The organism is Sphingomonas pollutisoli, assembly GCF_029167165.1.
Lineage (GTDB): Bacteria > Pseudomonadota > Alphaproteobacteria > Sphingomonadales > Sphingomonadaceae > Sphingomonas > Sphingomonas pollutisoli.
Genome location: NZ_JARFNJ010000009.1, coordinates 162,989 through 187,712 on the forward strand (window position 1 = coordinate 162,989; position 24,724 = coordinate 187,712).

Here is a 24,724-nt window from a genome sequence, read left to right on the forward strand (position 1 = left end):
TAGCCCCTAATACCTAAACGAGTCAGGGCAGGAACTTTTCGCGCAAAAATCGTAGAAAGTGGGAAAAAGTGAAAACCCGTGTTGAATCAATCCGCTGTCACGATGGTAACCCAGGGGGTCAAGGAGCGCACCGATACGGTATGGGCGGTGCTCAAGCCCCGCAGCGCGCGCTCGGGCTGGCGAGCGTCGTAAACGCCGGTAACGCGATCGGTGTCGAGCTTGCTTCCCCGGGCAATGATGAAACCGCGGTGCCAGGGCCGTAGCGCATCGATCACGTCCCGCACCGGCCGGTCGCTGACGACGATCTGTCCCTTCCGCCAAGTTGCTATCCGGCCGGGCTCGACCCTGCGCCGCACGGCGCGCGCGCCATCGTTGCACGCTACATCTACGGCATCGCCGACCGAGAGCTTGCCGATCTGCCGGGACTGCCCGGCACAGGCGACCCCTACCAGACCGCGGCTTACCGAGACGGATATGTTTTCAGTGTCGGTGCCCTGATGCACCTCGAATGCGGTGCCGAGCACCGTCGTGACGGTGCCAGCAGACAAAACCCGGAATGGATGGGCGGGATCGTGCACAATGTCGAAATAGGCGCTTCCGCGCAGCAGGCGGACCTGTCGATGGCCGTCCTTCACATCGATTGCGACCGCGCTCCGGGGCGCCATCGCCACCATGCTGCCATCGGCAAGATGCAGGGTCTCGACCTCACCGGTCTCGGAAACGGCATCGGCCTGCAGGCGGAGCAGCATATCGGGCCCAGCCATAATCGCCAGGGCAATCGCGGCTATGGCCGACATGGCCCCGACAGCGCGATGCCGGACAAGTAAGGGCCAAATTCCCCTTTTGCGCTGCTGCGCCTGTCCCAGCGAGACGACATGTTGCGCGTCGCCTGCGCGCGAAAAACCGCGCCAGCGGTCGGCATGCGCGGCCGGGATCGCCACGATCCTGTCCGAGACACACTGCGTATCCTCCCAGACCGCAGCATTGAGGGCACTGCCGGCACGCCAGAGTTCGAAACGGGCCCGCAATATCGCGTCCTCAGGCTCTTCCTGGAGCAGGATAAGCCAGTCGGTCGCCTCGCGATTGGCGAGGCTGCGCGCATCGACTCCGTAAGAACTGTCCTGCCCCTCGGTCATGAGCCCGTCCTGATGTGTCTGCTTTGGTTTGAAAGTCCCCTATTCATATAAACGAACGACGGGCACGGATTTTCGCGAATGGCGGCAATTTTCAGTGCTTCATCCTCCGCCCTGCCCGCTCGCGGCAGCGTTCGATGCCTTCGGACACGAGCTTGTGCGCAGTCGTTGTGGAGACATTGAGGAAAGCGGCGATGTCCTTGAGCTTCCGGCCATCCAGACGATGCATTTCCACCGCCATGCGCATGTCTTCGGGCATGTCCTCGAGAGCCAGACGGGTCGCAGCCAGTTCCGCGCTGGCAAGCACAGCAGCCTCAGGCGTCGGGACCGGCGCCGGGACAAGATCGGCGTGTGAACCATCGTCCGGCTCGAATATACGGGCCTCGACCCTCTGCCGACGTCGGCCATCGAGCGCGATATTGCGCACGATCATGCGGAAGTACCCCAGCGGCTCCGCCAGGGGCTGCTTGAGGGCTTTACCGCTCAGACGCAGCCATGCCTCCTGCACCACGTCTTCCGGATCGGCTGCGTCGCCGGCGACCTCCTTTGCGTAGCGGATCAGCGACGCGCGGTGCGCGAGGAAGACCGTTAATGCCTTCTTCCTTTCCGCCACGCCTCACTTACCTCCAGTCCAACAAGGGATTGTCGGGATGATCTAGCAGCCTTCCTATCGCGAACCAATCGCAAATAGAGATCGAGCGCCTAGGCTCGTCGGAATATCAAGGCATTAGGAGGCGACTCACCAGTCTGTCTCTGCATATCCACCAATCAGACGCGCAGGGTTGGAGATCATGATCACAACCGGCACGAGACCAGCACAGAAAATCTGCTCCTCATCAATGGAATTGATACGGCTTTTCTTTCCATCGGTGGACAATATTTTATCGTAACTTTACGCCCTGGGCCACACCCTTGGGCCCGTGCTCCGATCGAGATGGTGAGTGGCCCCGCTTATGCTGATGTTAAGCCCTTGAGCCATATAAGTCACTCCGACACAGGGCGGCTATCGTTCCGGCTGTTCGGTCGGGACATGATGGGCGCTGCCGTCTGCCACGATACGACGACCATTGTCGAAACCGGGCCTTGCGCCGTGGATCGGGTCGCAGCCGTCCAGACGCCACGGTCACGTCGTGACCGTGATGTCAGGCCTCACGTCACCCCGTGCATGAGCTACGATCCCGGCGACCGTGTCTTGCTGAGGCCCAGGTCGCGCGCGATCCAGCGATAGCTAAGTCCCTCGGCGATATGCGCCAACGCTTTGGTCGCGAGGCGGTCCGATTTCGGGCGTTCGCCGATCTGGCGCCCAAGCTTGCACCCTCGCGCTCGCGCCGCAGCCAATCCAGACCGAACCCGCTCGCTGAGCATGTCGCGTTCGAACTGCGCGATACCGGCGAGCGTCGTCGCCATCATCCGCCCATGCGGCGTATCGATCTCGAACGTCATGCCGCTCATCGCGACGGCCGACACCCGCCAGCCCGACAGCCGGTTCCTTGCCAAATCTCCGGTGGTGTCTCAGTTGGAACTTCCGCCTTCACCCCTTCGCTAGCCCATTTGAGCGAGGAGATAGCGCAGGTCAGGCACGCAGTTCATATTCCTGAACCAGCCGCTCGGCCGGGATATGCCAAGCCTTGTTGAGCTTCCGGATCATGCTGAGCGTCAAGGGACGCCTGCGGCGGAGGATTTCGGTTGCACGGCTCTTGCCGATCAGAGCCGCAAGGTCGGACTGGGTACGGCCTTCAGCCTCCATGGCCGCTTCGATGGCCTGCACCGGATCGAGGTTCTTACCGATCGGCCAGCGACGTTCCTCATAATCGTGAACGAGGGTGATCATGACGGCGAGCCGATCATAATCCGGAGTCCCTTCGGCCGCACCCCAAAGACCCTTCAACTCCTCCAGCGCGGCGGCGTGATCTTCTTCGTTTTTGACGGGGCGAATGTCCATTTCCAGGTACCTTTCAGAATTGATCGATGGTCAGGGCATCAACGCGATCATATTCGGCATGCGTGCCGATGAACTTTATCCACCCGGTTTTCAGGCCGTAATGGAAAGATACGATCAGGCGATAGTCTCCACCCGCGACCTCGAAACGGACCCTCTCAGCATTCAAAACCTTGGCCTTGGGGAACGAGGCCATAATCTCGTTGCCATTCTTCCACTCCGCTGCATCGGCGATGGAATACCAATGTACCAAGGATGCCTGTGTCTCCGGATGCTTGGCCCAGAAGGCCATCAGCTTGTTCCGTGCGATGATCCTCATTTTGCGTCCCATGCCAGTTCCCGGTGTGGTAATCAAGCAGAAGTTCCCAAAACGGGAATTTTGCAGACGACGTCAGAACGTCAACTCGCCCGACAGCAAATCAAAGGTCGACGCGGGATGATAGCCTGGTCACCCGCTCGAGGCCGCAATGCCCCGTGAAGCCAGGCTCGATCAGATTCAGGCTATCGACGAAAGCTCCACGACACGGACGAGCATATCGGTCCCAACATAGCATCGACACAAGGAGAGTCTTGATTCTCCACTTGCTTTTTCACGGACAAAGCTTTTTCGGACTTCGACACCTAGCAGAGGCAGAATCGAATCACGCGCCTGACCTTCCAGGCTTTCGACAATGGTGACTAGCCTTCGGTCTTCCATTGGGCAGGGAACGGTCGTTAGAGACATCGGAACCGCAACGGCAACGGCAACGGCAAGCCATGTGAACGCTAGCGTGTCCGTAGCAATATAGAGCCTCTTTGGGTTGTGCGGCGCGGCCACCCCCAACGCGAACACGAGGATCGCGGCATCGAGGCCAGCAGGAGATAGGTGCGACCGATCTAACGGTGCCAGCGGAACAGCCGCCGCGTCCAGCCAATGAACAGAGCGCCCGCACCAAGCACAATCATGGACGCTCCGCCGGTGACATGCGTGAGGATGAGCGGGAGGTGGCTCGCGCCGAGACGGCGATGGAGGAGCGATACGAGCGTCAGAATGTCGTCGGCGTCGACCAATGGATGCGCTTCATGGGCCGTCGGATTACCGAATGTCCCGGAGACTCTTTGACGAAGTAGGGGAAGGCGCTTTGCTCGCTGCGCTCGCTCACCGTGTTCCGCGGGTTGATCGCCAGCGTCGGCGGATCGCTCCCCAATATGCATTCTGCCTTCATCGGCCAGACCCGCCCTGACACACATCTTGCCGGCGACTCTTTTCACCATTTCCTGGACCGCATGGAAGTCTTTATCGGCCCAACAGAATCGCGGCGCGTCCGGGGGGGCACGCAACCTTGTTCCGTCGGGACACCGAGCATGTTACCCTGTCGTAACAAGCATGGGAGGGCGTTGATCATTTTTCTTCCCAGAGAGCACTGGGGTGCGAATAGGAGCGCCGAGCAATGACCATCGCGTCCGTCTCAATTTCGGCCAACCAGCGCACGGGCCTGATTGTGATCCGGCTCCCCCCGCAAATGAATCTGGAAACTTTTCGGCGGATCGAGGAAACAATTTTCAACCACGTTCGGGCCTTACGGGCCTTAGGTCGGCAGCCTTCTCTCCTGGTCGATACAAGTCTGCAGGGCGCCCAAAGCAAGGAGGTTGTCGAAGCCATTCAAAGCTTCACCAATAGTCGGTTAGGCCGTGAGCTGCGGATAGCGGTCATTGTCCAAAGTCAGCTTCGACGGCTTCAAGCCAAGCGTGTTCACAGCGAGGAAACCCACAGGATATTCGAGACTGAGGGCGACGCGCTGCACTGGCTAAATTTGACGTAGGCCTGCCATTCGATTGCGAGATTGTGATAATATTTTTCTTAACTCTCTCGGCGGGCGAAGCTGCCGAATTCAATGGTTGCAATACCATTGACCAAAAATACTGACTCTCCCGTTCATCCCGAGCAAATATCAAGCGACGTCAGATGCAGCGTCGACCACGGCGTCTGGAAGAAGACCGGCGCGAAGACCCAGACTACATCTCGGTCAAGCCGGACGATCCCAGCTTCCCGGCTCTCAACCGTATCGCGCCCGATGTCGTCCATGTCGATCTCGGGCGTGTAACCGGAGCTGTCGAGCTTCCCGAGCAGCAGGTTGCGCGTTTCCCCGCCACGCCATTGATCGCGCTGACGGAAGTTCGCCGCCGCTACGGCGAGAGAGATGCGGCGGTCGAAGTGCTGCGCGGCGTAAGCTTGGAGATTTACGCAGGCGAGTTTGTCGCCATCGTCGGGGCATCGGGCTCGGGCAAGTCCACCTTGATGAACCTGCTCCGCTGCCTCGACCCCTTTGCGGTCCTAAAGCAAAGAAATTACGGCATCGATAGCCGACACTTAGGCGTCGCCAAGCCATGTGGATTAGCGCATCATCGCGTGAATCGGGGATGGGCGGATGGTCGACATCAGGCAATGCGGGACGGAACAGGATCGGGCGGCGGCGGCGCGCCTGATGGCCGAACTTGCGGCCTGGGACAGCGCCGAGACGGAAAAGCTCGGCTTCCGCGCCGAAGATGTGCTCGATTTCTACTATTCCAGCGATGACGAAGCGTTGGACGGCATTCTGCCCCCGTCCGGATTGACCTTGCTTGGCTATGCCGGTTCCGACGTGGTTGGTTGCATCGCCTTTCGCCATATGCAGCCCGATGTCTGTGAGATGAAGCGCTTCTATGTCCGCCCCGATTTTCGTCGGGGCGGTTTTGGTGGGGCACTCATCTCGGCCTTGATCGAGAAAGCCCGCCAGGCCGGTTACAAAGTCATGCGGCTGGAAACCGTGAAGTTCATGAGCGGGGCGATCCACCTGTACGAAGTGATGGGTTTCCGTCGCTGCCAGCCCTATTACGACATTCCCGACATCTTTCGTCCGATCACGATCTTCATGGACAAGGATCTGCGGTTCGAACGATCCCTGGCTACGGCTTGAACCGCATGGCGATCAACCCGAACGCAGCGCCGGCCGCGCCGACCCTCGCCAGAAGCCTGACGCTCATACCTGCCGCCGCGCTGATCGTGACGAACGTCATCGGCACGGGCGTCTTTCTCAAGGCGCGCGTCATGACCTGCAATGTCGGGTCGCCCTCGCTCGTGCTGCTGGCCTGGGCAATGGCCGGATTGCTGACGCTTGCGGGCGCATTATGCGTCGCGGAACTGACGGCGATGATGCCGCGCTCGGGTGGTCAGTATAATTTCATCGATGCCGCCTTCGGCAAAGTCTGGGCCTTTCTCTATGGCTGGATGGAGACACTGCTCGACGGGGCGGCCAGCATCGCCGCCATCGCGGCGGTCTGCGTCATCTTCGCCAGCGATCTCTTTTCGGCCGTGCTCACGCCCTTTCAGCTCCAACTGGCGACGGCCGCGACGATCGCGCTTGTCATGCTCCTCAACCTTGCGCCGGTGCGGGCGAACGGCTGGGTAGCGAGCATCGTCACCGCCCTCAAGGTGGCGCTGGTCGCGGGCATCGGGATTGCCGGGCTCCTGTTGGGAGCTCATGTCTCCCATCTTGCGATCGACGCAGGGCATGGCGCGTGCGCCGGCGTGCCGGAAACCGCGCGGCTCGGCCTTTCCGGCTTTGGCGCGGCGATGATCGGGGCGTTATGGGCCTATAACGGCTGGAACGACCTCAGCATGGTGGCCGAGGAAGTGGAGGATCCCGATCGCAATATTCCGCGCGCGATCATAGGGTCCAGCATGTTGATTATCGGCCTCTATCTTCTTGTGAATCTCGGCTATTTCCTTGCGCTCAGTCCCATGGATATCGCGAACCTGCCCGAATCCGCGTCCGTTGCCGGCATCGTGATGACGACGCTCTTCGGCGCGGGCGTCGCCTGGCTGCTCACCCTCGGCCTGTTGACGGCCAATCTCGGCGCGCTGCATTCCACCTTCCTCGCGGTGTCGCGCCTGCCCTTCGCGATGGCGCGCGACGGGTTGCTGCCGCGCGGCCTGTCGGTCATCTCGCCTCGCACACGGGTTCCCAGCCGGGCCGTCCTCGCGCTGGGCGCCGTGGCGATCGGATTTGCCTTTTCGGGAAGCTTCGACACGCTCACCGACATCATCGTGTTCATGCTGCTTGTCTTCAACGGCCTGGCGGTGGCGGCGATCTTCGTGCTGCGGCGGCGCTTTCCGGACGCGCCGCGCCCCTATCGCGTTCCAGCCTACCCCCTGGTCGCCGGCCTGTTCCTCGCCGGAACCGGCTTCCTGCTCGTGAACACGCTTATCGCCACGCCCTGGCGCGCGCTGGCGAGCATAGCGATCGTGGCGGCAGGTCTCCCGGTCTATCTTTGGCATGTGCGTCGCCAGTCGCGGTGATTGGTCGGTCAGGCGACATGACAGCTCGGAAACCGAGGCGGATTGAAAGGCGTGCGCCAACGACAGCAAGTCGCTCACATTCCTTGAAACCCGCCAGTCAGTAAATGGTGCGGTTGGTGCTCGGTCTCCTATCAGGAATCCGAAGCCACGAAGCGGACATCAGCCTGGAAGCGGGAATCACTCGCCAGCGTCCGCCAGTCGGCTGCCATCCCGCCAGCGCAGCCCGATTTCGCAGACGACCAGCGGCACGATCCAATTGACCCATATCGCGGCCGTAACGCCCTCGATGCCCAGCCAAGGATAGAAGTCCACCATCGTCGCCAAACGGCAGCCGACGAACGTCCAACTTAAAACATAGCTACGGATCATCCACTCGCGATGCGATGCGAAGCGCCGATTGCGAGCGGCGCGCCACCCCATCGCAGCCACGGCCAGCCATGCAAGTGCGAGCGTATCAGTAGCGATATAGAGGCTTTTGGGGTTGTGCGGCGCGATCATGCCCAGGACGAATACGAGGAGGGCAGCCATCGATCCGAGCAGGAGATAGGCGCGGCCGATCCAGCGGTGCCAGCGGAACAAGCGCCGTGTCCATCCGATGAACAGAGCGCACGCCCCCAGCACGATCATTGAAACCCCACCTGATACATGGGTCAGGATCAATGGCAGGTGGCCAGCGTGACGGGACCATGCCTCGCCATCGATCATCGGCAGCACCGTGGTCCAGATCACGATCAATGTTGAAGCGACAGCGATAACGAACAGGATACCGGGAAGCGATACGGAGGATTGCCAATGGAGTTTCGGGCGCTGAGCTGATGCCATCTGGCTAATCTGTCACGCCGCTGCGCGACAGCAAATGGGGCGCAATCCGCCCATATCGATCGTCACCAGAATCGCCCCCGAAAAAGGTTCGGCCCCGATGTCCCCGCGGCCGGCACGCCATCGCGGATCGTCGCCGCTTCGGGCGTCAGCGCGATGGAACGGGGCAGCGCATCCAGCACGCACTTGGCGGTGGCGCGGTTCCCCACATCGACGCTGAGCAAACGGGGATTTGCGGCGTTGACGAATAGCAGGAGCAGGCGGCCAAACCATTCACGGACCTCAACGTGATCGATGGCTGAAAAGGGCAGCCGGGTTTCCCGAAACACCTTGAAGCGGATACCGTCCGGCGTGATCGCAAAGCGGGGATTGATGCTATTGCGCGATACGCCGCCCAGGATACCCGCGCGGCGCAGATAAAGTGCGCGTACCGGTACGGTCAGCACCCCGTCCGCTGCAATCTCGGGCGGCGCGATCGGCGATCTATTCATCCTTCGCCTGCCCAGAATCACGACGATGGCGATGGTCGCGAGGAGCAACAGCGGCAGTGCCGCCGACAGAACCTGGAGGATGAACTGGTCCGGCGTCGCGTTCATGGCTGGGCCGGATCGGGTTCCACCAACAGCATCCGGGCGAGCATAGCGCGCGCCTCCGGCGTGTCGGCGACGGGATCGAGCCGGATCGAGACGCGCACGAGCCCCATCGACGTCCGGATCGCGAAGATCGTGATACCGCCCTCCACCACATCGATCTCGCTGGGTACGACCGTCGAGGTGCCGGCGTTGCCGGGAATGTCGGCAAAGAGGCGGTGCGCACCCGCCGGCAATGCCATCATGGTGAAGCGCTTCGGCATCAGCTGGGCGATCACCGCATCATCGACCGACACGTCGAAGCCGATCGACCCCGCGGCTTTCCGCCCGTCGCGCATCACGACGATCCAGCCGGCCCCCGACCTCGGCGGAAAGGCGAGCAACTCCGCCTTTCGGGCATCGTTCGCCACCGGCATCCGGCGATTGCGCGCCAGCGCGTTCAGGCCGGTGAACAATCCCGAGCCGAGGACCATCGGCAGGATGAACTTGGTCGCCCCGAAATCGAGGCCCGGCGTGCTGGCCTCGGCAAAGATCAATGCCATGAAGAGGCCCCCGCCGACGGCCAGCGCTATCGCAAGGTTTCTGAGCGTCTTCATCGACATTCTACAGGCCGAAGCTGATGCCGACGCGCCCGGCGGTCGATCCGCGCACCATCGATCCGCCGACGCCGGCATTGATGTATACTTTCGGGCTGACGCGGCCAACGAGCGATCCCGAGAAGCCCTGCTCCCCGCGATAGGTCGCCAGGTTGAGGCGCTGTCCGGCACGATCATCGTCCCCCCAAGCGCCACCGCCGCCGCGACCTACCTCCGCGCCGCCGGCACTCCGGAGGCGACCTCGCGGCCGTGGCGCCCAGGACTCATGCCGAAAGGCGAGGCCGAGGATAGCGGAGCCGGCAAGGCGGGGCCGCGCGCGGTCGTCGAGGGTCGAAAGCATTTTCATCGTTACTTCCCCGGCCGACCAAGCTGCGCTTCAAGGAAGGCGTACACGTCTGCCCAAGTTGCTGCCTGGCCGGACAGCGACGTGCCCCCGGCGGAATGCCCCGCCGCCCCGTCGGTGCGAAGCCACACCGGCTTGCCGCTGGTCGAGGTCGCCTGCAGGCGTGCAGCGAACTTGCCGGTTTCCCACGGCGAAACACGATTGTCGTTCAGGCCGACGGCGAGCAGCACGGCCGGATAGGCGACGCCGTCCTTCACGTGCTGGTACGGGTCTATCGCGGCCAGCGCTTTCAGGCCGTCGTCGGTACGCGGATCGCCAACCTCCGCGATCTGGTTGGCGCCGTTGATCCCGGCGAGCAGGCGCACCGGGTTCAGCATCCCCGCCTGGATGAAAACGGCGCCGAACCTGTCCGGCGCCACCGTCAGCGCGCCGCCTACGAGCAGGCCGCCGGCGCTCGCGCTCTCCAGCGCCGTGCGCGCGGGCGTGGTGTAGCCGCGCCGCGCCAGTTCGGCCGCGCACGCTAGAATGTCCTCGACGCCCCTGTGCTTGTTCGCGCTTTGCCCGGCGCGGTGCCAGGCATCGCCCTTCTCGCCGCCACCGCGCACGTGCGCGACCGCGAACACATGGCCGGCCTTCACCCATTCGAGCAGATACTGGTAGTTGAACGTGGGCGCCACGCTGACGCCATAGCCGCCATAGCCGAACAATAGGGTGAGGTGGCTGCGGTCGAGCCTGATGTCCTTGCGATGGATGATGCTGAGCGGGATATGCGTGCCGTCGGCGCTGACCGCTTCGGTTTCGGTGCTGGTGAGATCGCTATAGTCGCCGGGGCTGGTCGCGGTGAGATTCAGGTCGCGCAGCGTTGTCCCGGCCGCATCATAACGGTAGATCGTGCGGGGCATGGTCCAGCCGTCCAGCGCGACAAGAAATCCGTCCGCAGCCGGATCGGCGGTGAATCCGCGCGCCCCCCCGGCGAACGGCGTTTTGATCGCGGTGGCCTTGCCGCTCGTGTAGCCGACGCGCAGGAACGTATCGATGCCCGATATCGTGCGGTCCACGTAAAGCGCATCGCGCGCGGCGGCCAGGGTGCCCGTGCCATGGAAGATCGCCTCGCCGGATTCCGCAAGAATTTCACGCGCGCCGGCGAGCGAGGCGCCCGGTCTGGACAAGTCGATGGCCAGAACGCGGCCGTTCGGATGGTCCCTCATTGACACCAGGTACAGGGCGTCGCCGTGAACCGCGAAGTTCTGCACATTGTCCGCATAGTCGGCGATCGGATACCATGTCGCGTCAGGTTTCAGCGCCTCGGATCGCGACGTGACGTACAGCCGCAGTTCCGGTTGCGCGCCGCCGATCGCGGCGATTGCCCAGTTCGAGCCGGGAACGAACTGAATTTCCGGCATCTCGCGGCTTGTCAGCGGCAGGCTGGGATTGCTGCCGGCCTTCAGCAGCAGCGCATCACTTTCCGTCGGCGCGCCGATCTTGTGCAGCCGCACGCGCATGTTCTGGACGGGGTCGTCATCGGCGCGTTCGTTTTCGGGCGCGATCTGGGTGTAGGTGAAGCCGCTACCGTCCGGCAGCCAATCGACGGCGAACTCGCCCCACACCGGCTCGACCGCGTCCGGCCGCCATGCCGCAGTCGCGACGTCGAGCACCTGCACGCGGGTGATCTCGCTGCCGCCACGATCGAGGTCGATCGCCACGAGGCTGCCATCCGGCGAAGGCGAATATTGGGTGATCGAGACCGGACCTTTCCCGGTGGCAAGGCTCGCGGGATCGAGCAGCACGCGCTCGCGGCCATCTGCTTCGTGTACCAACAGCGTGCCGGGGTTCGCGCTTTCCGCGCGAATGAAGAATACGCGCCCGTCCGCGAGCTTCTGTGAACGGTTGATGCGTGTCGCGGCGCTGGCCTGCTTCAGGCGTTGCTGCCATGCGGCCAGGCTCGGCAGCGCGTCGAGCCGCGCGCGCGCATACTCGCCCTGTGCCTTCAGCCAGGTGTCGAACTCGGCATTGTTCAGCCCTTCCATCCAGCGATAGGGATCGGGCAGGGTCAGGCCGAAATCGCGATCCACAACAGCGACCGTTGGCGCTTTGGGGGGCGTATCGGCGGTCGATTGTCTATTCCCTGGCTGCGCCGTGGCGGTCGCGGACAGGACAGCGAGCAAGGGGATCCAAAGCCCGGATGTGGTCTTCATTGACAAGTCCCCATTTTCGCAAATTGCACTCGGCCCTCCCCCTGTCGCTGGCCGCCGCGAGGTCGGAAGCCGGAATTGATTGATCGTCGACGAAGCCCTTTTCATTTGATCGGACAGGCAATCCGGATGGGTCGCGATCTCGATTCTCTGCTGCCTCTCGAATGGAGCAATTCATCATGGCGCGCGTCCACCGAAAGGTGGATGAGGGTTGCTGTGCCGCAGCGCAGCTACAACGATGAGAGCGGGTTGCTGTTCGGAATAAGGCGATGACGGCGACGCGGATTGCAAGCCAGCCCTAAACTTCAATTTGCGACCATTGCCGCTGATACGGCCCGTAAGCGCAAGTGCTCGCTCGGCTATGGTGTCCAGATAACCATTGATCAGGCAGCGATCGGCAGGCTCAACGCAGACGCCATTTGTTGGAGTTCCGACCTGCGCCGCACTCCGGTCTTTTCATAAACCCTCAAAAGATGGGTTTTTACCGTGCTCGCTTCGACTCCCAATGCCGCGGCGGTCTCGGACACGGTCTGACCGGCGACGATATGGTCGAACACCCGCGACTCCGCCGGCGTCAGCGCAAACAATGCAGCGACAATCTCGGTCGGGGCTACAAACGCGGTGCCGGTATGGGCGACAAAGATCGCCACCACCGCACGGGGCGCCAAAGCTGCGCCTTGGCGCAACGGCAGCACGTGCACCGCGCCGATTGCGCCACCCTCGCGTCGTACAGGAATTCCGAGGCCACTGCGGCCTAACGTGCCGACATCAGCGGCAGCGCGCTCAACCGCGACCTCCAGCGCCCGCGTCACCGGCTTGGTGGCCGCGCTGAGCCGCCCGTCTTGTTCGCGGATCAAGTCTCCCCGCTCCAGCATTCGTCGCGCCGCCGGATTGGCATAGACGATCTGCATGAGATCGTCTGCCAGCAGCACTGGAATCGTAAGCGTGTCGATCGCCGCCTCGAATGTCGCCTTCGCGATCGCCGACAAATCGAGCATCCGATTGATCGTCGCCGCGCGCTGCAAATGTGGAATAAGCAGGCGGACAATTTGCTCCTCACGCTCGCCGATCGGACCCGCATCGACATGTCTTGCGAACGCTATCGCTCCCAAGGCCTCCACGTCGCGGGCAAGGCTGATTGCGATCACGTCGGACAGCCCCTGCGGCTTTGCCCATTCCAATGAGTAGCGATTAGTCGATCGCTCGTAATTGGTCGCGATTGGGTTGATTCTTGACAAGATGAGCGGCTCGCTGATCGGCTGCACAATCAGCACGTCCGCGCCTCCCCAAAGCTCGAGCACATCGGCGGGATAATCTGTCATTCGCTCGATATAATGTTGCGGAATATTGGTAGCGACGTTCACCAGGAATTCGCCTTTAGGCATCTTTTGCAACGTCAGCGCCGAGTTGGCGCAGTTCAACTCGGCGCGGATCGCCTCCATCGCGATCGGCCAGCGCGTGGTGTCGATCGCCGCGTCATAGATCAGCCCAATCAGTTCAGAGAGTCGCGTCGGATCGATCTGTGCCGTCGTCATCACCTTGTCCCTGCGCCGTGACCGTACATCGTTATCGCTGCGCTGCGGCATGACAAGGTTTATCCACCGTTCGGTTGACGCGGGTCGCGTCGATCTGGCGCATTTGAGAGGCAAGTCTTTGCAGGGCAAGGCTGGGGGAACGCCGTGGAGCTGAGTCGTCGCGCAGTGCTTGGATTTGGCGTCGCATCCTTTGCAGGTCTCCCGCAAAGTATTGCTGCTGGCCTCCTCACCGTTCCCACGGTCGACAGCTTGGAACTCTCCATCGTCGTCGACAACTTCGCCAACGTCTTTGCCGCCGACTTCGAACGCTTCGATATCAGCGTCTCCGCGCCCATACCCGCTCCCGACTACCACGCGACTTATATCGCCGAATGGGGCTATTCGCTGCTCGCACGCAGCGCGGCTCCCGCCGCCACGCCGCGCAACATTCTTGTCGACTTTGGCTATACGTCACGGGCTCTGATCAATAATCTCGGGTTGCTGGGCGTTCGGCCAGAGACCTTGGACGCGATGGTATTGAGCCATGGCCACTATGATCACTTCGGTGGCTTGGACGGGCTGCTTGCAACCCGGCTTGTCCGAAGGGGCACGCCGCTTTTTATAGGAGGCGAGGAGGCTTTCTGCGCGCGTCTGCGGGGTACGAAGCCTGGAGCATCATCGTTTGGAGCAATCGACCGACCGGCGCTTTCAAGGGCGGGAATCAACCTCATTGTTTCAGGCGACGCCAAGGTTGTAGCCGGCCAAGCTTTCACTACCGGCGAGATTGCCTACGTCTCAAGCGAGCGACCCCGCGTGCCGACGGCTATGCTCCCCGGACAAAATTGCAATCGTGCGTTGCTCGATCCATCCAAACGCGATGTCGATTTCATTGTCGATGACGCAGTGCATGAGCTTGGTACGGCGTTCAACGTCGCCGGGCGCGGTCTGGTTGTCATAGGCTCTTGCAGTCATCGTGGCATCATCAACACCGTGCGGCGAGCGCAAGCAGTCTCCGGCATTGATCGCGTGCACGCGATCGTCGGCGGATTCCACCTGGTGCCCCCGCAGACCAAAGCGCAAGCACTTGAGACGATCGCTCTGATGCAATCGATCAACCCCGATTATATCATTCCCGGGCACTGCAGCGGCGATCTTTTCATCAGCGCAGCGACGCAGGCCATGCCGGACAAGGTGATCCGTTCTGTGGTTGGTGCGTCGTATAGGCTTGGCCGCCGCACCTAGAATATTATGCAGAGATGGGACTCGCGTTACCTTGCGGATAGTCCGACCTACGACAAGGATGGAACGCGGAACGACGGTTTTAAGACAACTTCACGATGGTGATATTAACCGTCAGGCTCGGCGCTCTGCGCACGTTAGGAAGCGACATTGATGAACAGGGAACGCATAACCAAATCATTCCTCTGGCTGGCGACGCTGGTGGGCGGGCCCTTGGTCGGGGCGAAGCTGTTCGACCTTCTCGTTCTCGCCGGAGCTTGGAGCGCCCACCCTCCCACGTCATTGGCAATGATGCCATACGGCAAGGCCTGGCCCGTGGACACGGGCGTATTTTTCATCCCGTTCTCGGCGGCAATGTTGATCGCAGGGTTCGGCGCCCTTACTGCGGGATGGAAGACGCCGTGGCGCTACCGCTGGCTCTTGTGCTTACCTTCTATTGGCATCCTGATACTGCTCGTACTCACGGTCCTCGCGTTCTGGCCGATGAACGCGGCGTTATACTATCACGGCATCGGTTCACCCAAAGATACTATTACGGACGCGCAGTCCATAGCGATGACGCGCCGTTGGGTGCAACTTGACTGGGTACGTGTGGCGGGCGCAACGGCCGCCTTCGTATCGGCGCTTCGGGCCTTGACGCTCCCCTGGCCTGCGAAAGTTTCCGCTAAAGACCCTCCCATCGTGCGAGCGATCCTTGCGCTAGCCCTTGCAGGAGTGGTCGCCTTCATCGCGTGGTTCGTGTCCAACCTATAGGCGGCTGGTAGCAGGTCAGTTTGAATTTCCGCCAAAGATAGTCAGGGCAAGACTGTTATCGGGCTTGTTCACTTGAAAGCTGCCGATCGCAGAGGCCTTGTGGATGCCAATCGTGGACCAAGGTCGTGGGCGGCTGATTGGCGTCGTGCAGTATCAATGCAAAGCCGCGACGGGGAATCTTTCCGATCGCCATCAGCAGCATGGGCGGCCCTCCTTTAATGGACAAGCTGTTGCCGGGTCCGCGCCCCAACTGGATACCGTCGGGGGTTTCGAGGCAGGTATCGCCGCTCACCGCGTAGAAGGCTTCCGGGCCGGAATGGACGTGGAGCGGCGCGGTCATGCCGGGACTGAAGATAGATCGTAGATATTCGGCCGCATAGGTTGAAGCGGGTTGTACGGGGAGCGGCCCCACATTGGAGACATGCTTGCCGCTTTTCGGCCGCCAGGCCTGGCGTTCGATGGTGAATAGCCAGACGGATCCGAAAGCCTCGACTACCGAGCTCGTCGTTATCGCAGTCCGCTCGGCGGCGTCCTTCGATGCGAAACGATCCAGATGCCAGTAAAGAGGCCCGGAAGGCAGCGACGGGAACTCTCGTCTGGACAGCAGACACGCGGGCCCAACCGTCTCCTCGACTCCGCAGGCACGGGTCGTGGCCTGCCCCAATGCAGGCGAGGCCAAGGTGATCGCGCCGAGCAGAACGAGGCCCGGAAGTAGCTTGCGCATGACATGCCCCTTTTCAACAAACAACCCTGATCAAGCTTGCCTCCCTTCAGGTTCGCTTCAACAAGTCCCGCCGCGCTTTGGCGCATCCCAACGTTGTCATTGTCCGCCCCTTCCTGTCTCGTTGGTCCGGTCGATGAACTCGGGCGGGCGGAGCTTCGCTTGGTGGTCCGGCGCGCCGGGCTGCCCATCGGGCCGCACGCCACGATAATAGAGCTTCTGCCATTTGTCGGCGGGATCGCGTGGCGGCGCTTCCTGCATCTGCCGGTGAAAAGCATCGCGCGACACGCTCCACGCCTCGAACATCGTCTTGAGGTCGGGAACATCCTCAATGGAACGGAAGCTGGCTTCCGTTTCTTCGATGGCATGGCGTGGGACCGGAAAGAAGAAGGCGATCGGCTCGTCCGGCTCGAAACGAACCCAATGGTTCGGCCGCGTGAAGCGCCAGTTCATCGTGAAGCTGTAAGGCGACCAGTCGGTCTCGATCACACCGGACAAAGGCGCGATGCCATCCTTGGCTTGGTTGGTCGGGCCGCCCACCCAAAGGTTCCAGCCCGGTTCGGTACGGAACAGTCCGGCGACATGGAAAGTGAGGGTGCCTTGCCCGAACAGCGAAACCGGCGTTTCGATCGCCCCCCGTTTCGGATCGTCGAGCAAAATCTCGACGTCGCGGACATCACGTCCGCCGGTCCAGCGTGCCGAGAAGCCGACCGCATTGCCAATCTCCCATCCATGCGCGTTGGCGATGGCGAGAGGCAAGCAGCGATAAGCAAAGGATTCGGGAGTCTCGTCCATCCACACCCGCCGCCGGGACGCGGCTCGGATGCGGGGTTGCCAGCCGGGATAAAGGAAGCATTCGAGTTTCATCGCACATCCTCCCGAACCGGCGCGGCCGCTCCGTGTGTCATTTCTTCTCCGGCGGGACGCCGGTGCCGTGGAAAGACCGGATGCGCAATTTCCCTTTGTCCTTCGCCAGCATGGCGGGTTCGGGGAACGCCACTTCCAGATGCTGGCCGGCATGACCCCCGCCGCCCGCTCTCGTCCGGCCCGGCATCGCGACGGCAGCGGCTTGGTCCCTCATGTATCAGAGCGCCAGGCGCAGGCCGATCGCGCCGCTGTGATCGGTCCAGCCGTTCGACACTTCAGCGCGATACTTGATGTAGGCGGTCCAGCGGCCCTGGTGGGCGCTCAGGCCCGCTCCGGCGCGGACGACATTCTTGTCGAGCGCTGCGCGATTGCCGGCGAACAGCGTGCCGTCGTCGGACACCAGCGTTGTCCACGCGCCCCCGGCGACATCGCTGCGGCGATAGCCGATCTCGGCCTCGGGCACCCAGGTGACGCCGCCGCGCGCCGTCAAGGCGTAAGAGAAACCGAGCGAGGCGAAGGGCGAGACGAAGGTTTTGTCGTAGTCCAGCCCGGAGACCGCAAAGCCGGGAAGGCCGCCGCCGGTCTCGCGGAACGCATCGGCCTCGACGCGTGTGGCGAGCACGCCGATCGCCGGGGTCAGTAGCGCGCCGCGCACTGCTATCGGCGCCGACAATTGCACGCCACCGGTGAATCCGGTCAGGTCGCGGTCGGCCGATGCGGTGCCGACGCCGGTGGGGCGGTGCGTCTTGTTCCAGGCGTGCGAATAGGTGAACACCGCCGAGATGCCGACCGGGCCGAGCGGTTGCGACGCATAGAGGCTGGCGTGGATCGAATCGCCGCGCCCGCCGCCGCCGGCATCGTCGTTCAGCCATGACCGCTCATAGGCGATCGCCGCGCCGATCCGGCCGGAAGCACCCACGGTCACGTCGCCGCCAAACTGCATGCCGACTGAACTGGCCCGGAAACCCGCGCCCAGCGTGTGACCAGTGCCTTCCATCCAGACGCGGGCGCGATGCGCGTCGCCGATATCGGGGTTGAAGAAGCTGTTGCCGCCGCTGTCCGGCTGGGTACGGCCGAGGAGTTCGATAGCGCGCGTCTCGTTGCTCGCCAGGAACCCAGCAAGCTGCTCGCTGAAAAGCTTGGCGTCGACCGGCGCCACCACCACTGGCGGAGTTGGCGTTGGAGTGGGCGTCGGCGTCGGCGTGGGTGTCGGAGTAGGCGTCGGGGTTGGGGTCGGAGTAGGCGTGGGTGTCGGGGTTGGCGTTGGCGTTGGCGTTGGTGTTGGTGTCGGCGTTGGCGTTGGCGTTGGTGTCGGCGTGGGAGTAGGTGTTGGCGTGCCGAGCACCAGATTGGCGTCCTGGCTGGTATAGCCGACGCTCACGGCGAATCCGGTTGGCGCGGTGGTGCCGCTTGCCGCCGCGACGGTCCCGAATTGGCCGGTGAGCGCGTTCGAGTGGAGAAATGTCCGCGTGCCTTCCACATAGGTGCCGGGCGCCCAGGCGAAAGTGACCGTTCCCGCAAGGTTGGCCTGGTCCCGGACGGTGAGGAGGTCGATCGCCGTTGGCGTCACGCCGATGATCAGGTTGCCCGTCGCCGCCTGGGTATATGCGCCGGCCACGGTCAGATGATTGCCGCCCAAATTGCCGTTGGCGAGGCTGAGGGTGCCGGCATTGACGATATTGAAGACGTAGCTTGCATCGTCGGGCCGGCCGAGTGTCGGATTCACGCCGTTGCCGGCATTCAACGTCGATGTCGCATCCACCGAAAGTGTGCCGGTTCCAAAGCCGGGGGCGTCCAAGAAGCCGGTCAGGGTCAGCGCGCTGTCGTTGGTGAGGTTGATGGCTTTCCACCCAAAGATGGAGATGCCGCGCCCGGCGCCGGGGGTAACGTTGCCGCCGCTCAGCGTGACGTTGTTGAGGTTCAGCGTGTCCAGGAAGCCGCCCTGGAGTTGCGTCGTCGCGGAGAGATCGGCCGCCGAAAGTCCGGTCAGGTTGGCGACATTGCCGGGAAGGCCGGTCGCGTCCGGGGGTGATATGGCGCCGAGATCGTTGCTGAGGCGGATGCCGCCGGCCAGCGAACCGCCGGTCCAGTTGATCGTCGCCGGCTTGCTGGTGCCGCTGGCGCCCAACACCTGAATATCGCCGGTCACCGATCCGCCCTGCAGGTTCACCACATTCGCCGCCGATCCGTTAAGGGCGATGGCGACGCCCTTTTGCCGCCCGCTGTTGGTGCTCGCGGCGATCGAGCCGGTATTGGTGACCGTCACCTGGCTCGTGCTGTCCCCGCTTGCGCCCATCAGAATGCCACCGCTGATCGCGCCGGCGTTGGTGATTTCGACGGGGCCGGCCTGCCCGCCGAGGCTGGCACCGAAGATGCCACCCGACACACTGCCCGACTGGCTGACGGTGAGCCGATGCAGCGCGGTGGCGCTGTCGGTAGAGCCGTTGAAATCGATGCCCACGCCGGTTCCGGGGGCATAGGTGCCACCGCTGACGCTGTCGATGTCGCGGCCGATCACCGTCCCGTCGATGGTGATGGTGAGGGTTCCCGTCCCCCGGCCGTCGGCGGTGATGCCATGTCCGGCATCGACAGTGACGCCCTCGGCTATGGTGAGCGTGGTGTCGCCGGTGCCCGTATTGCCCGGCTCCTTCCCGACATGGACACCTATTCCCTTGCCGCTCTTGTCGAGCAGCGAGGCATTCACTGTCACGGTCAGATCGCTGCTGCTGCCATATTGGATAGCAGCGACCAATATCGGATTGACGTTGTTGTTTATATCGGACGTGATCGGCCCGTCGATCGTGACGGTCATAGGCCCACCCCTGCCCACTGCGAAGAGGGTTCCGCCCGTCAGGCTGCCGGTGCTGGTGAGATGGACATCCAGCGACCCGCTCCGGGCAAACGCGCCGATGCCGTTGGCCCCGTTCTGGGTGGTGATGCTTCCCGATGCGGTGACGATGGTCGCTCCGGTCCCGTTGTTTATCGCGAGGATGCCATTGCCGCTGCCGCTGATCGGACCTGAACTGGTGATGGTCAGATCGGTGCCGTTGGAAAAGTTCACCCCCGCGATCGCCGCCGGACCCAGATCGCTGATGATGGAGCCGCCCCCGTCCCTGCGGTTGAGGCCGCCCCCGGCGCCTTCGCTGCTGACGGCGCCGGTTGCCGTGATCGTCGTCGATCCCGTCCCCTGGTTGATCGCAACGATGCCGTAAGAGTGGCCGCTGGCGTCCGCCGCCTGGATGGAGATGTTGCCCGTGGCGCCTCTGTACAGCCCGGCATAGATGCCGCTGGCGCCGGTGCCCACGACCTGGCCGCTGGTGGTGATCGAAACGCCGCCGGCGCCGGCACCGTAAGCGTTGATGCCGTTCTGGCCACCGCTGACATCGGCGGCGTTGATCGAAATACCCAGATTTCTGTTGCTGCCCATGATTCTGGCGTTGATCCCGTCCCCGGTCTTGCCGGTGATGGTGCCATTGCTGGTGATCGTGAGGCGGGTGGGAAAGTTGCCCGGCGCGGAAAGGAGGATGCCATCATGCTGGCCGCTGATCGACGAGTGATTCTCGTCAGTGAAGCTGGGCGATAGGGAGCTGAAGGAACCGGTGCTCGGCTCGTTGAGCGCAATGGCGTCGCCAGTGGTGGTGTCGATGCTGAAACCCGGCGCGGTGGTGATCTTGTCCTTGGTGCCGTCGAGCGTGATCGTCTGCGTCGTCGTCGCCGCGCCCGAGCAGAGATAGGTCGTCCCATCGGACTGGAGCGTGCAGTTCGAAGCGCTCTGGGCGAACGCCCTGCCATAGCCGCCAAAGAAGGTCATGATGGCCGAAGCGCTCGCGGCCAATTGTCCACGCGAAATCTTCCGATTACGGTTGTTCATGCTACCCCCAATGCTGGCTTGACCGCGCTTAATCCGACGGGCGGCTGGACGGTGGATCGGTGAAGGTGAGAAGTGTTGTCGCGTCGGGCGAGCTGGGGCTGACCGCCATCGGGCAGCGATGCCCGGCGATCAGCGTGACGTCGTAAATTTCGGCGACCCCGCCATCGATGCGGAACCAGTCGACACACGCGCCGCTGTCGAGGTCGATCACCTGGATGCCGCACCAGGCTTCCGAATCCGCGTCGGCCAGCCGCCGGTCGAGCGGCAGCCCTTCGAACCGCTGGTAGCGCGGCTTGGATAGTCCGACGAAGGCGAGATTGCCGTGAAAGGCGAGTCCGCGCGTGAAGCCGGGACAGAAGGCGACCGGCTCGAATTGGCCGTCGCTCGCGACTTGGCCCAACTCGCCCGTACCGGAATTGAGCAGCCACAGCCGGCCGCGGTGGACACGCGGCGAATGCGGCATGGACAGCCCGGTGCAGACGATTCCGCTGCTCGCCACGTCGATCGCTACCCCGCCGCCGTCGCGCCGGTCGCGCCAGCCGTCGATCGTATCCGAGCGGCTGGCGGCTGTGACGAAGGCAGGCTGCCCGGCGTCCATCGCCAGCCCGTTCAGGTGGCAGCGGTCTTCATTCACCAACGCGGAAATGAAGGGTGGGCGCCAGACGGGTTCGAAACTGTGCACCGGCGACAGCGTCGCGAGACAATTGAAGGCGGTGTTGACGAACAGGATGCGTCCGTCCGCGTCCACCGCCACATCATGCGCGTCCAGCCCGCCGGTCAGCCAAGTTTCGCGCGGCATGTAGCAGGCGTCAAACGTGGCGTTGATGCGCTCGCCGGGCCGGAGTACGTCGCGATAGCGGGCGATCGTGGACTCCCCCGCGAGGATCAGCGCGCCCCCGCTGGCGGTCAGCCCCATCGGCTTGGGCACCGCCGACTGATGAAGTTGCGGTCCAAATTCGGGGTGGGAGCCGAGCATGTAGAGCAGGCCCGATTGGTAGGAGGTGAACGCCAGCGCGATATCCAGCCGGGCTAGCCGGTCGATCATCCCGGCGGAAAAGGAATAACTCGCCGCAGGCGGCGTGGCGAGGTCGGTCTCGCGTGACGGCTCGGTTTCAGCCGCTGGCGTTTCCTCCTGTGCAAGCAGCATCAGGCTTCGTTCCCGTCACTATCGAGACCTGATGGGAGATGCGTCGCCGCTCGCGTGATCTCCATAAGACGCGCCATCAACATTCGTTCGCGATCTTGCGAGGTAGTTTGCGTGAAGCGCCTACGATATTGCATTGCACACATCCGAACAGATTTTGGGCTGCCGATAGTCTGGACAAGGCGCTTCGGCGTGACCCATCGTAGGGAAGCCGATTTTCCCGCGCGTCCACCACTTGGTGGAGGCTTGATGTTTTCTTGCCTGAAAGGCGCGAACCATCGAAGCCGCGTCGGCCGAAAGCTGATATGGCTCATGCTGCACCGCAGTGATACGATGACGGGCCGATTACGCGATTGGAAGCAAGCTGTGGAAGCATGGATCGACCCGAGTCGTCTCTCGCACCTGATCGGGCTGATCTATGACGCGGCGATCGACACCACGCGCTGGCCGATCGCGATGGAGGCGATCCGCACTGAGTTGAACTGCGCGAACTCGACGCTGTCGTTGCAAAAGATGCCGAGCGGCCAAGTCATAGTGAACGTCGCGACCAACATTCCCCAGCATTATATCGACCGGATACCCAGCTATGCCGCCGACGTGATGGAGCAATGGGGCGGTGTCGATGCCGTTATGGCGCTGCCCATCAGTGAGCCGCAAGTGCTGTCACGGATCAATCCGATCGCCGTCGATTTTGAGCGATCGACCAACCGCTACACTCTGGAATGGGGCAAGCCACAGGGCCTGAACGACGTGATCGCCATCGGCCTGGCGAGAGATGCCGACGCGCTGGGTTCGCTGGCGTTCGGGCGCAATGTCGACGCTGGTCCGATTGGCGAGTGTGAGGTGGAAATCGTCCGCCTGCTTATTCCGCATTTGCAGCGCGCTGCCACGATCAATCGCATGCTCGATTTGTCGGCGATCGCCAAGGCGACATTCGAAGCGGCGATCGACACGCTGAGCGTTCCCGTCCTGCTGACCGACGACCTGATGCGCATCGTCCATGCCAATCCGGCGGCGCGTCGGATGCTGGAGCGTGGCGATCTGATCCATGAACAAGGCGGCGTGCTGGGCGCCGCGACTCGGCCTGTCACCCACGCGCTGGAAATCGCTATCGAACGCGCCGCCAACGATATCAGCTCACTCGGCCGCAAGGGGCTGGGCATCCCGGTGCGGCGCGACGGCGGCGCGAACGGCGCGCTCCACGTCCTGCCGCTGCGCCAGGGCACCGCGCTGGCGCCGCGCGCGGTGGTAGCGATCTTTGTTGCGCATACCGGCACGCCGTTCGTCGCGCCGACAGAGATCGTGGCCGCTCTGTTCGACCTGACGCCCGCCGAATCGCGCGTGTTCGACTGTATCGCCGGCGGGAAAACGGTCGCGGAGGCCTCCGCCCAGCTTGGCGTCGAGCGAAGCACGGTAAAAACCCATCTTTTGAGGGTTTATGAAAAGACCGGAGTGCGGCGCAGGTCGGAACTACAACAAATGGCGTCGTCGCTGATCCTGCCGATCGCTGCCTGATCGATCGCCCGTCATGAACACTGTACCATACAAGGCAACAATGGAGATTTGCGAAGCATTCGCAATATTATTAGCGGGACTCGCGGGCTATGACTCCGGCCCGATCTCGACCGTGCAATGCACCGGCTTTCTCGCCTTCGCGGCGGTTTTCTGGCATTTTTCGATCGGCTCCCGCATGCTCCTCAACCTTGCGCCGGTGCGGGCGAACGGCTGGGTAGCGAGCATCGTCACCGCCCTCAAGGTGGCGCTGGTCGCGGGCATCGGGATTGCCGGGCTCCTGTTGGGAGCTCATGTCTCCCATCTTACGATCGACGCAGGACATGGTGCGTGCGCGGGCGTGCCGGAGACCGCGCGGCTCGGCCTTTCCGGCTTCGGCGCGGCGATGATCGGAGCCTTATGGGCCTATAATGGCTGGAACGACCTCAGCATGGTGGCCGAGGAAGTGGAGGATCCCGATCGCAATATTCCGCGCGCGATCATCGGCTCCAGCATGTTGATTATCGGCCTCTATCTTCTTGTGAATCTCGGCTATTTCCTTGCGCTCAGTCCCATGGATATCGCGAACCTGCCCGAATCCGCGTCCGTTGCCGGCATCGTGATGACGACGCTCTTCGGCGCGGGCGTCGCCTGGCTGCTCACCCTCGGCCTGTTGACGGCCAATCTCGGCGCGCTGCATTCCACCTTCCTCGCGGTGTCGCGCCTGCCCTTCGCGATGGCGCGCGACGGGTTGCTGCCGCGCACCCTGTCGGTCATCTCGCCGCGCACACGGGTTCCCGGCCGGGCCGTCCTGGCGCTGGGCGCCGTGGCGATCGGATTTGCCTTTTCGGGAAGCTTCGACACGCTCACCGACATCATCGTGTTCATGTTGCTAGTCTTCAACGGCCTGGCGGTGGCGGCGATCTTCGTGCTGCGGCGGCGCTTTCCGGACGCGCCGCGCCCGTATCGCGTGCCAGCCTACCCTCTGGTCGCCGGCCTGTTTCTGGCCGGAACCGGCTTCCTGCTCGTGAATACGCTGGTCGCCACGCCCTGGCGCGCGCTGGCGAGCATAGCGATCGTGGCGGCAGGTCTCCCGGTCTATCTTTGGCATGTGCGTCGCCCGTCGCGGTGATCGGTCGGTTGGGCGATCGGCATGACAGATCTGAGACGGATGGCGGATTGAAAGGCGTACGC

General features: G+C 63.0%; 24 protein-coding genes and 1 pseudogene. 8 read left to right on the forward strand and 17 right to left on the reverse strand.

Features of this window, described 5'->3' with window-relative positions; translation table 11 throughout:
- Positions 1-86: 86 nt before the first annotated feature.
- From PX554_RS19410 to PX554_RS19430, 5 genes are all read right to left on the reverse strand, one after another.
- A complete protein-coding gene (locus tag PX554_RS19410; RefSeq protein WP_275504125.1) occupies positions 87-1,136 on the reverse strand; it encodes a FecR family protein in 1,050 nt (349 codons plus the stop codon).
- Between the two features lie 91 nt (positions 1,137-1,227).
- Entirely contained in the window at positions 1,228-1,746 is a 519-nt protein-coding gene (locus tag PX554_RS19415) for a sigma-70 family RNA polymerase sigma factor (RefSeq protein ID WP_275504126.1), read from the reverse strand.
- A gap of 557 nt (positions 1,747-2,303) precedes the next feature.
- Complete coding sequence (locus PX554_RS19420) at positions 2,304-2,630, reverse strand: recombinase family protein (RefSeq protein ID WP_476712852.1); 327 nt, start codon at positions 2,628-2,630, stop codon at positions 2,304-2,306.
- 76 nt (positions 2,631-2,706) lie between these two features.
- Entirely contained in the window at positions 2,707-3,075 is a 369-nt protein-coding gene (locus tag PX554_RS19425; protein WP_275504127.1) for a helix-turn-helix domain-containing protein, read from the reverse strand.
- 13 nt (positions 3,076-3,088) lie between these two features.
- Positions 3,089-3,391 carry a type II toxin-antitoxin system HigB family toxin gene (locus PX554_RS19430; protein WP_275504128.1) on the reverse strand — a complete coding sequence of 101 codons (303 nt, stop codon included), beginning with the start codon at positions 3,389-3,391 and terminating at the stop codon, positions 3,089-3,091.
- Between the two features lie 1,111 nt (positions 3,392-4,502).
- Here PX554_RS19430 and PX554_RS19435 point away from each other — a divergent pair.
- The gene (locus tag PX554_RS19435; protein ID WP_275504129.1) at positions 4,503-4,874 is read left to right on the forward strand and encodes a hypothetical protein; all 372 of its coding nucleotides are present in this window, start codon (positions 4,503-4,505) and stop codon (positions 4,872-4,874) included.
- A gap of 113 nt (positions 4,875-4,987) precedes the next feature.
- On the opposite strand, the gene PX554_RS19440 is transcribed toward PX554_RS19435, so the two are convergent.
- Positions 4,988-5,137, reverse strand: coding sequence for a hypothetical protein (locus PX554_RS19440; protein WP_275504130.1), 150 nt, complete (start codon positions 5,135-5,137; stop codon positions 4,988-4,990).
- Between the two features lie 129 nt (positions 5,138-5,266).
- Between PX554_RS19440 and PX554_RS26630 the strand changes: the two are divergent.
- From PX554_RS26630 to PX554_RS19450, 3 genes and pseudogenes are all read left to right on the forward strand, one after another.
- Positions 5,267-5,353, forward strand: a pseudogene (locus PX554_RS26630) (ATP-binding cassette domain-containing protein); the annotation flags it as partial.
- Between the two features lie 127 nt (positions 5,354-5,480).
- Entirely contained in the window at positions 5,481-6,008 is a 528-nt protein-coding gene (locus PX554_RS19445) for a GNAT family N-acetyltransferase (protein WP_275504131.1), read from the forward strand.
- A 5-nt stretch (positions 6,009-6,013) separates the two neighbouring features.
- Positions 6,014-7,390: an APC family permease gene (locus tag PX554_RS19450; protein ID WP_275504132.1), complete on the forward strand. Its 1,377-nt coding sequence runs from the start codon at positions 6,014-6,016 to the stop codon at positions 7,388-7,390.
- 177 nt (positions 7,391-7,567) lie between these two features.
- On the opposite strand, the gene PX554_RS19455 is transcribed toward PX554_RS19450, so the two are convergent.
- From PX554_RS19455 to PX554_RS19480, 6 genes are all read right to left on the reverse strand, one after another.
- Positions 7,568-8,212, reverse strand: coding sequence for a DUF2306 domain-containing protein (locus tag PX554_RS19455; protein WP_275504133.1), 645 nt, complete (start codon positions 8,210-8,212; stop codon positions 7,568-7,570).
- A 62-nt stretch (positions 8,213-8,274) separates the two neighbouring features.
- Complete coding sequence (locus PX554_RS19460) at positions 8,275-8,805, reverse strand: hypothetical protein (RefSeq protein WP_275504134.1); 531 nt, start codon at positions 8,803-8,805, stop codon at positions 8,275-8,277.
- Positions 8,802-9,341, reverse strand: coding sequence for a hypothetical protein (locus tag PX554_RS19465; protein WP_275504135.1), 540 nt, complete (start codon positions 9,339-9,341; stop codon positions 8,802-8,804). The genes PX554_RS19460 and PX554_RS19465 overlap by 4 nt, the downstream gene beginning before the upstream one ends.
- A 61-nt stretch (positions 9,342-9,402) precedes the next feature.
- The gene (locus PX554_RS19470; protein WP_275504136.1) at positions 9,403-9,741 is read right to left on the reverse strand and encodes a hypothetical protein; all 339 of its coding nucleotides are present in this window, start codon (positions 9,739-9,741) and stop codon (positions 9,403-9,405) included.
- 2 nt (positions 9,742-9,743) lie between these two features.
- Positions 9,744-11,933, reverse strand: coding sequence for a prolyl oligopeptidase family serine peptidase (locus PX554_RS19475; RefSeq protein ID WP_275504137.1), 2,190 nt, complete (start codon positions 11,931-11,933; stop codon positions 9,744-9,746).
- 380 nt (positions 11,934-12,313) lie between these two features.
- A complete protein-coding gene (locus PX554_RS19480; RefSeq protein WP_275504138.1) occupies positions 12,314-13,465 on the reverse strand; it encodes a helix-turn-helix transcriptional regulator in 1,152 nt (383 codons plus the stop codon).
- 144 nt (positions 13,466-13,609) lie between these two features.
- On the opposite strand from PX554_RS19480, the gene PX554_RS19485 reads away from it, so the two are divergent.
- Both PX554_RS19485 and PX554_RS19490 read left to right on the forward strand, forming a co-directional pair.
- Complete coding sequence (locus PX554_RS19485) at positions 13,610-14,686, forward strand: MBL fold metallo-hydrolase (RefSeq protein WP_275504139.1); 1,077 nt, start codon at positions 13,610-13,612, stop codon at positions 14,684-14,686.
- Between the two features lie 150 nt (positions 14,687-14,836).
- A complete protein-coding gene (locus PX554_RS19490; RefSeq protein WP_275504140.1) occupies positions 14,837-15,436 on the forward strand; it encodes an anthrone oxygenase family protein in 600 nt (199 codons plus the stop codon).
- Between the two features lie 55 nt (positions 15,437-15,491).
- Here the strand turns inward: PX554_RS19490 and PX554_RS19495 are convergent, their stop codons facing one another.
- The 5 genes from PX554_RS19495 to PX554_RS19515 all read right to left on the reverse strand — a co-directional run bounded on the left by PX554_RS19495 (position 15,492) and on the right by PX554_RS19515 (position 22,042).
- Positions 15,492-16,160 (reverse strand): hypothetical protein, encoded by a 669-nt coding sequence (locus tag PX554_RS19495; protein WP_275504141.1) that lies wholly within the window; start codon positions 16,158-16,160, stop codon positions 15,492-15,494.
- A gap of 96 nt (positions 16,161-16,256) precedes the next feature.
- Positions 16,257-17,024, reverse strand: coding sequence for a DUF6065 family protein (locus PX554_RS19500; protein WP_275504142.1), 768 nt, complete (start codon positions 17,022-17,024; stop codon positions 16,257-16,259).
- 37 nt (positions 17,025-17,061) lie between these two features.
- On the reverse strand, positions 17,062-17,238 hold the full coding sequence (locus PX554_RS19505) for a hypothetical protein (protein ID WP_275504143.1): 177 nt from the start codon (positions 17,236-17,238) through the stop codon (positions 17,062-17,064).
- A gap of 3 nt (positions 17,239-17,241) precedes the next feature.
- Positions 17,242-20,835 (reverse strand): autotransporter outer membrane beta-barrel domain-containing protein, encoded by a 3,594-nt coding sequence (locus tag PX554_RS19510; RefSeq protein WP_275504144.1) that lies wholly within the window; start codon positions 20,833-20,835, stop codon positions 17,242-17,244.
- Between the two features lie 88 nt (positions 20,836-20,923).
- Entirely contained in the window at positions 20,924-22,042 is a 1,119-nt protein-coding gene (locus PX554_RS19515; RefSeq protein ID WP_275504145.1) for a TIGR03032 family protein, read from the reverse strand.
- A 246-nt stretch (positions 22,043-22,288) separates the two neighbouring features.
- On the opposite strand from PX554_RS19515, the gene PX554_RS19520 reads away from it, so the two are divergent.
- Both PX554_RS19520 and PX554_RS19525 read left to right on the forward strand, forming a co-directional pair.
- The gene (locus PX554_RS19520) at positions 22,289-23,554 is read left to right on the forward strand and encodes a helix-turn-helix transcriptional regulator (RefSeq protein WP_275504146.1); all 1,266 of its coding nucleotides are present in this window, start codon (positions 22,289-22,291) and stop codon (positions 23,552-23,554) included.
- Between the two features lie 112 nt (positions 23,555-23,666).
- Positions 23,667-24,662 carry an APC family permease gene (locus PX554_RS19525; RefSeq protein WP_275504147.1) on the forward strand — a complete coding sequence of 332 codons (996 nt, stop codon included), beginning with the start codon at positions 23,667-23,669 and terminating at the stop codon, positions 24,660-24,662.
- The last annotated feature ends 62 nt before the right edge of the window (positions 24,663-24,724 follow it).

Coding starts and splice junctions, on each gene's coding strand:
- PX554_RS19410 (WP_275504125.1), bottom strand. CDS start 1,136: ATGACCGAGGGGCAGGACAGTTCTTACGGAGTCGATGCGCGCAGCCTC.
- PX554_RS19425 (WP_275504127.1), bottom strand. CDS start 3,075: ATGGACATTCGCCCCGTCAAAAACGAAGAAGATCACGCCGCCGCGCTG.
- PX554_RS19430 (WP_275504128.1), bottom strand. CDS start 3,391: ATGAGGATCATCGCACGGAACAAGCTGATGGCCTTCTGGGCCAAGCAT.
- PX554_RS19435 (WP_275504129.1), top strand. CDS start 4,503: ATGACCATCGCGTCCGTCTCAATTTCGGCCAACCAGCGCACGGGCCTG.
- PX554_RS19440 (WP_275504130.1), bottom strand. CDS start 5,137: ATGGACGACATCGGGCGCGATACGGTTGAGAGCCGGGAAGCTGGGATC.
- PX554_RS19445 (WP_275504131.1), top strand. CDS start 5,481: ATGGTCGACATCAGGCAATGCGGGACGGAACAGGATCGGGCGGCGGCG.
- PX554_RS19450 (WP_275504132.1), top strand. CDS start 6,014: ATGGCGATCAACCCGAACGCAGCGCCGGCCGCGCCGACCCTCGCCAGA.
- PX554_RS19455 (WP_275504133.1), bottom strand. CDS start 8,212: ATGGCATCAGCTCAGCGCCCGAAACTCCATTGGCAATCCTCCGTATCG.
- PX554_RS19460 (WP_275504134.1), bottom strand. CDS start 8,805: ATGAACGCGACGCCGGACCAGTTCATCCTCCAGGTTCTGTCGGCGGCA.
- PX554_RS19465 (WP_275504135.1), bottom strand. CDS start 9,341: ATGGCATTGATCTTTGCCGAGGCCAGCACGCCGGGCCTCGATTTCGGG.
- PX554_RS19470 (WP_275504136.1), bottom strand. CDS start 9,741: ATGAAAATGCTTTCGACCCTCGACGACCGCGCGCGGCCCCGCCTTGCC.
- PX554_RS19475 (WP_275504137.1), bottom strand. CDS start 11,933: ATGAAGACCACATCCGGGCTTTGGATCCCCTTGCTCGCTGTCCTGTCC.
- PX554_RS19480 (WP_275504138.1), bottom strand. CDS start 13,465: ATGACGACGGCACAGATCGATCCGACGCGACTCTCTGAACTGATTGGG.
- PX554_RS19490 (WP_275504140.1), top strand. CDS start 14,837: ATGAACAGGGAACGCATAACCAAATCATTCCTCTGGCTGGCGACGCTG.
- PX554_RS19495 (WP_275504141.1), bottom strand. CDS start 16,160: ATGCGCAAGCTACTTCCGGGCCTCGTTCTGCTCGGCGCGATCACCTTG.
- PX554_RS19500 (WP_275504142.1), bottom strand. CDS start 17,024: ATGAAACTCGAATGCTTCCTTTATCCCGGCTGGCAACCCCGCATCCGA.
- PX554_RS19505 (WP_275504143.1), bottom strand. CDS start 17,238: ATGAGGGACCAAGCCGCTGCCGTCGCGATGCCGGGCCGGACGAGAGCG.
- PX554_RS19510 (WP_275504144.1), bottom strand. CDS start 20,835: ATGACCTTCTTTGGCGGCTATGGCAGGGCGTTCGCCCAGAGCGCTTCG.
- PX554_RS19515 (WP_275504145.1), bottom strand. CDS start 22,042: ATGCTGCTTGCACAGGAGGAAACGCCAGCGGCTGAAACCGAGCCGTCA.
- PX554_RS19520 (WP_275504146.1), top strand. CDS start 22,289: ATGTTTTCTTGCCTGAAAGGCGCGAACCATCGAAGCCGCGTCGGCCGA.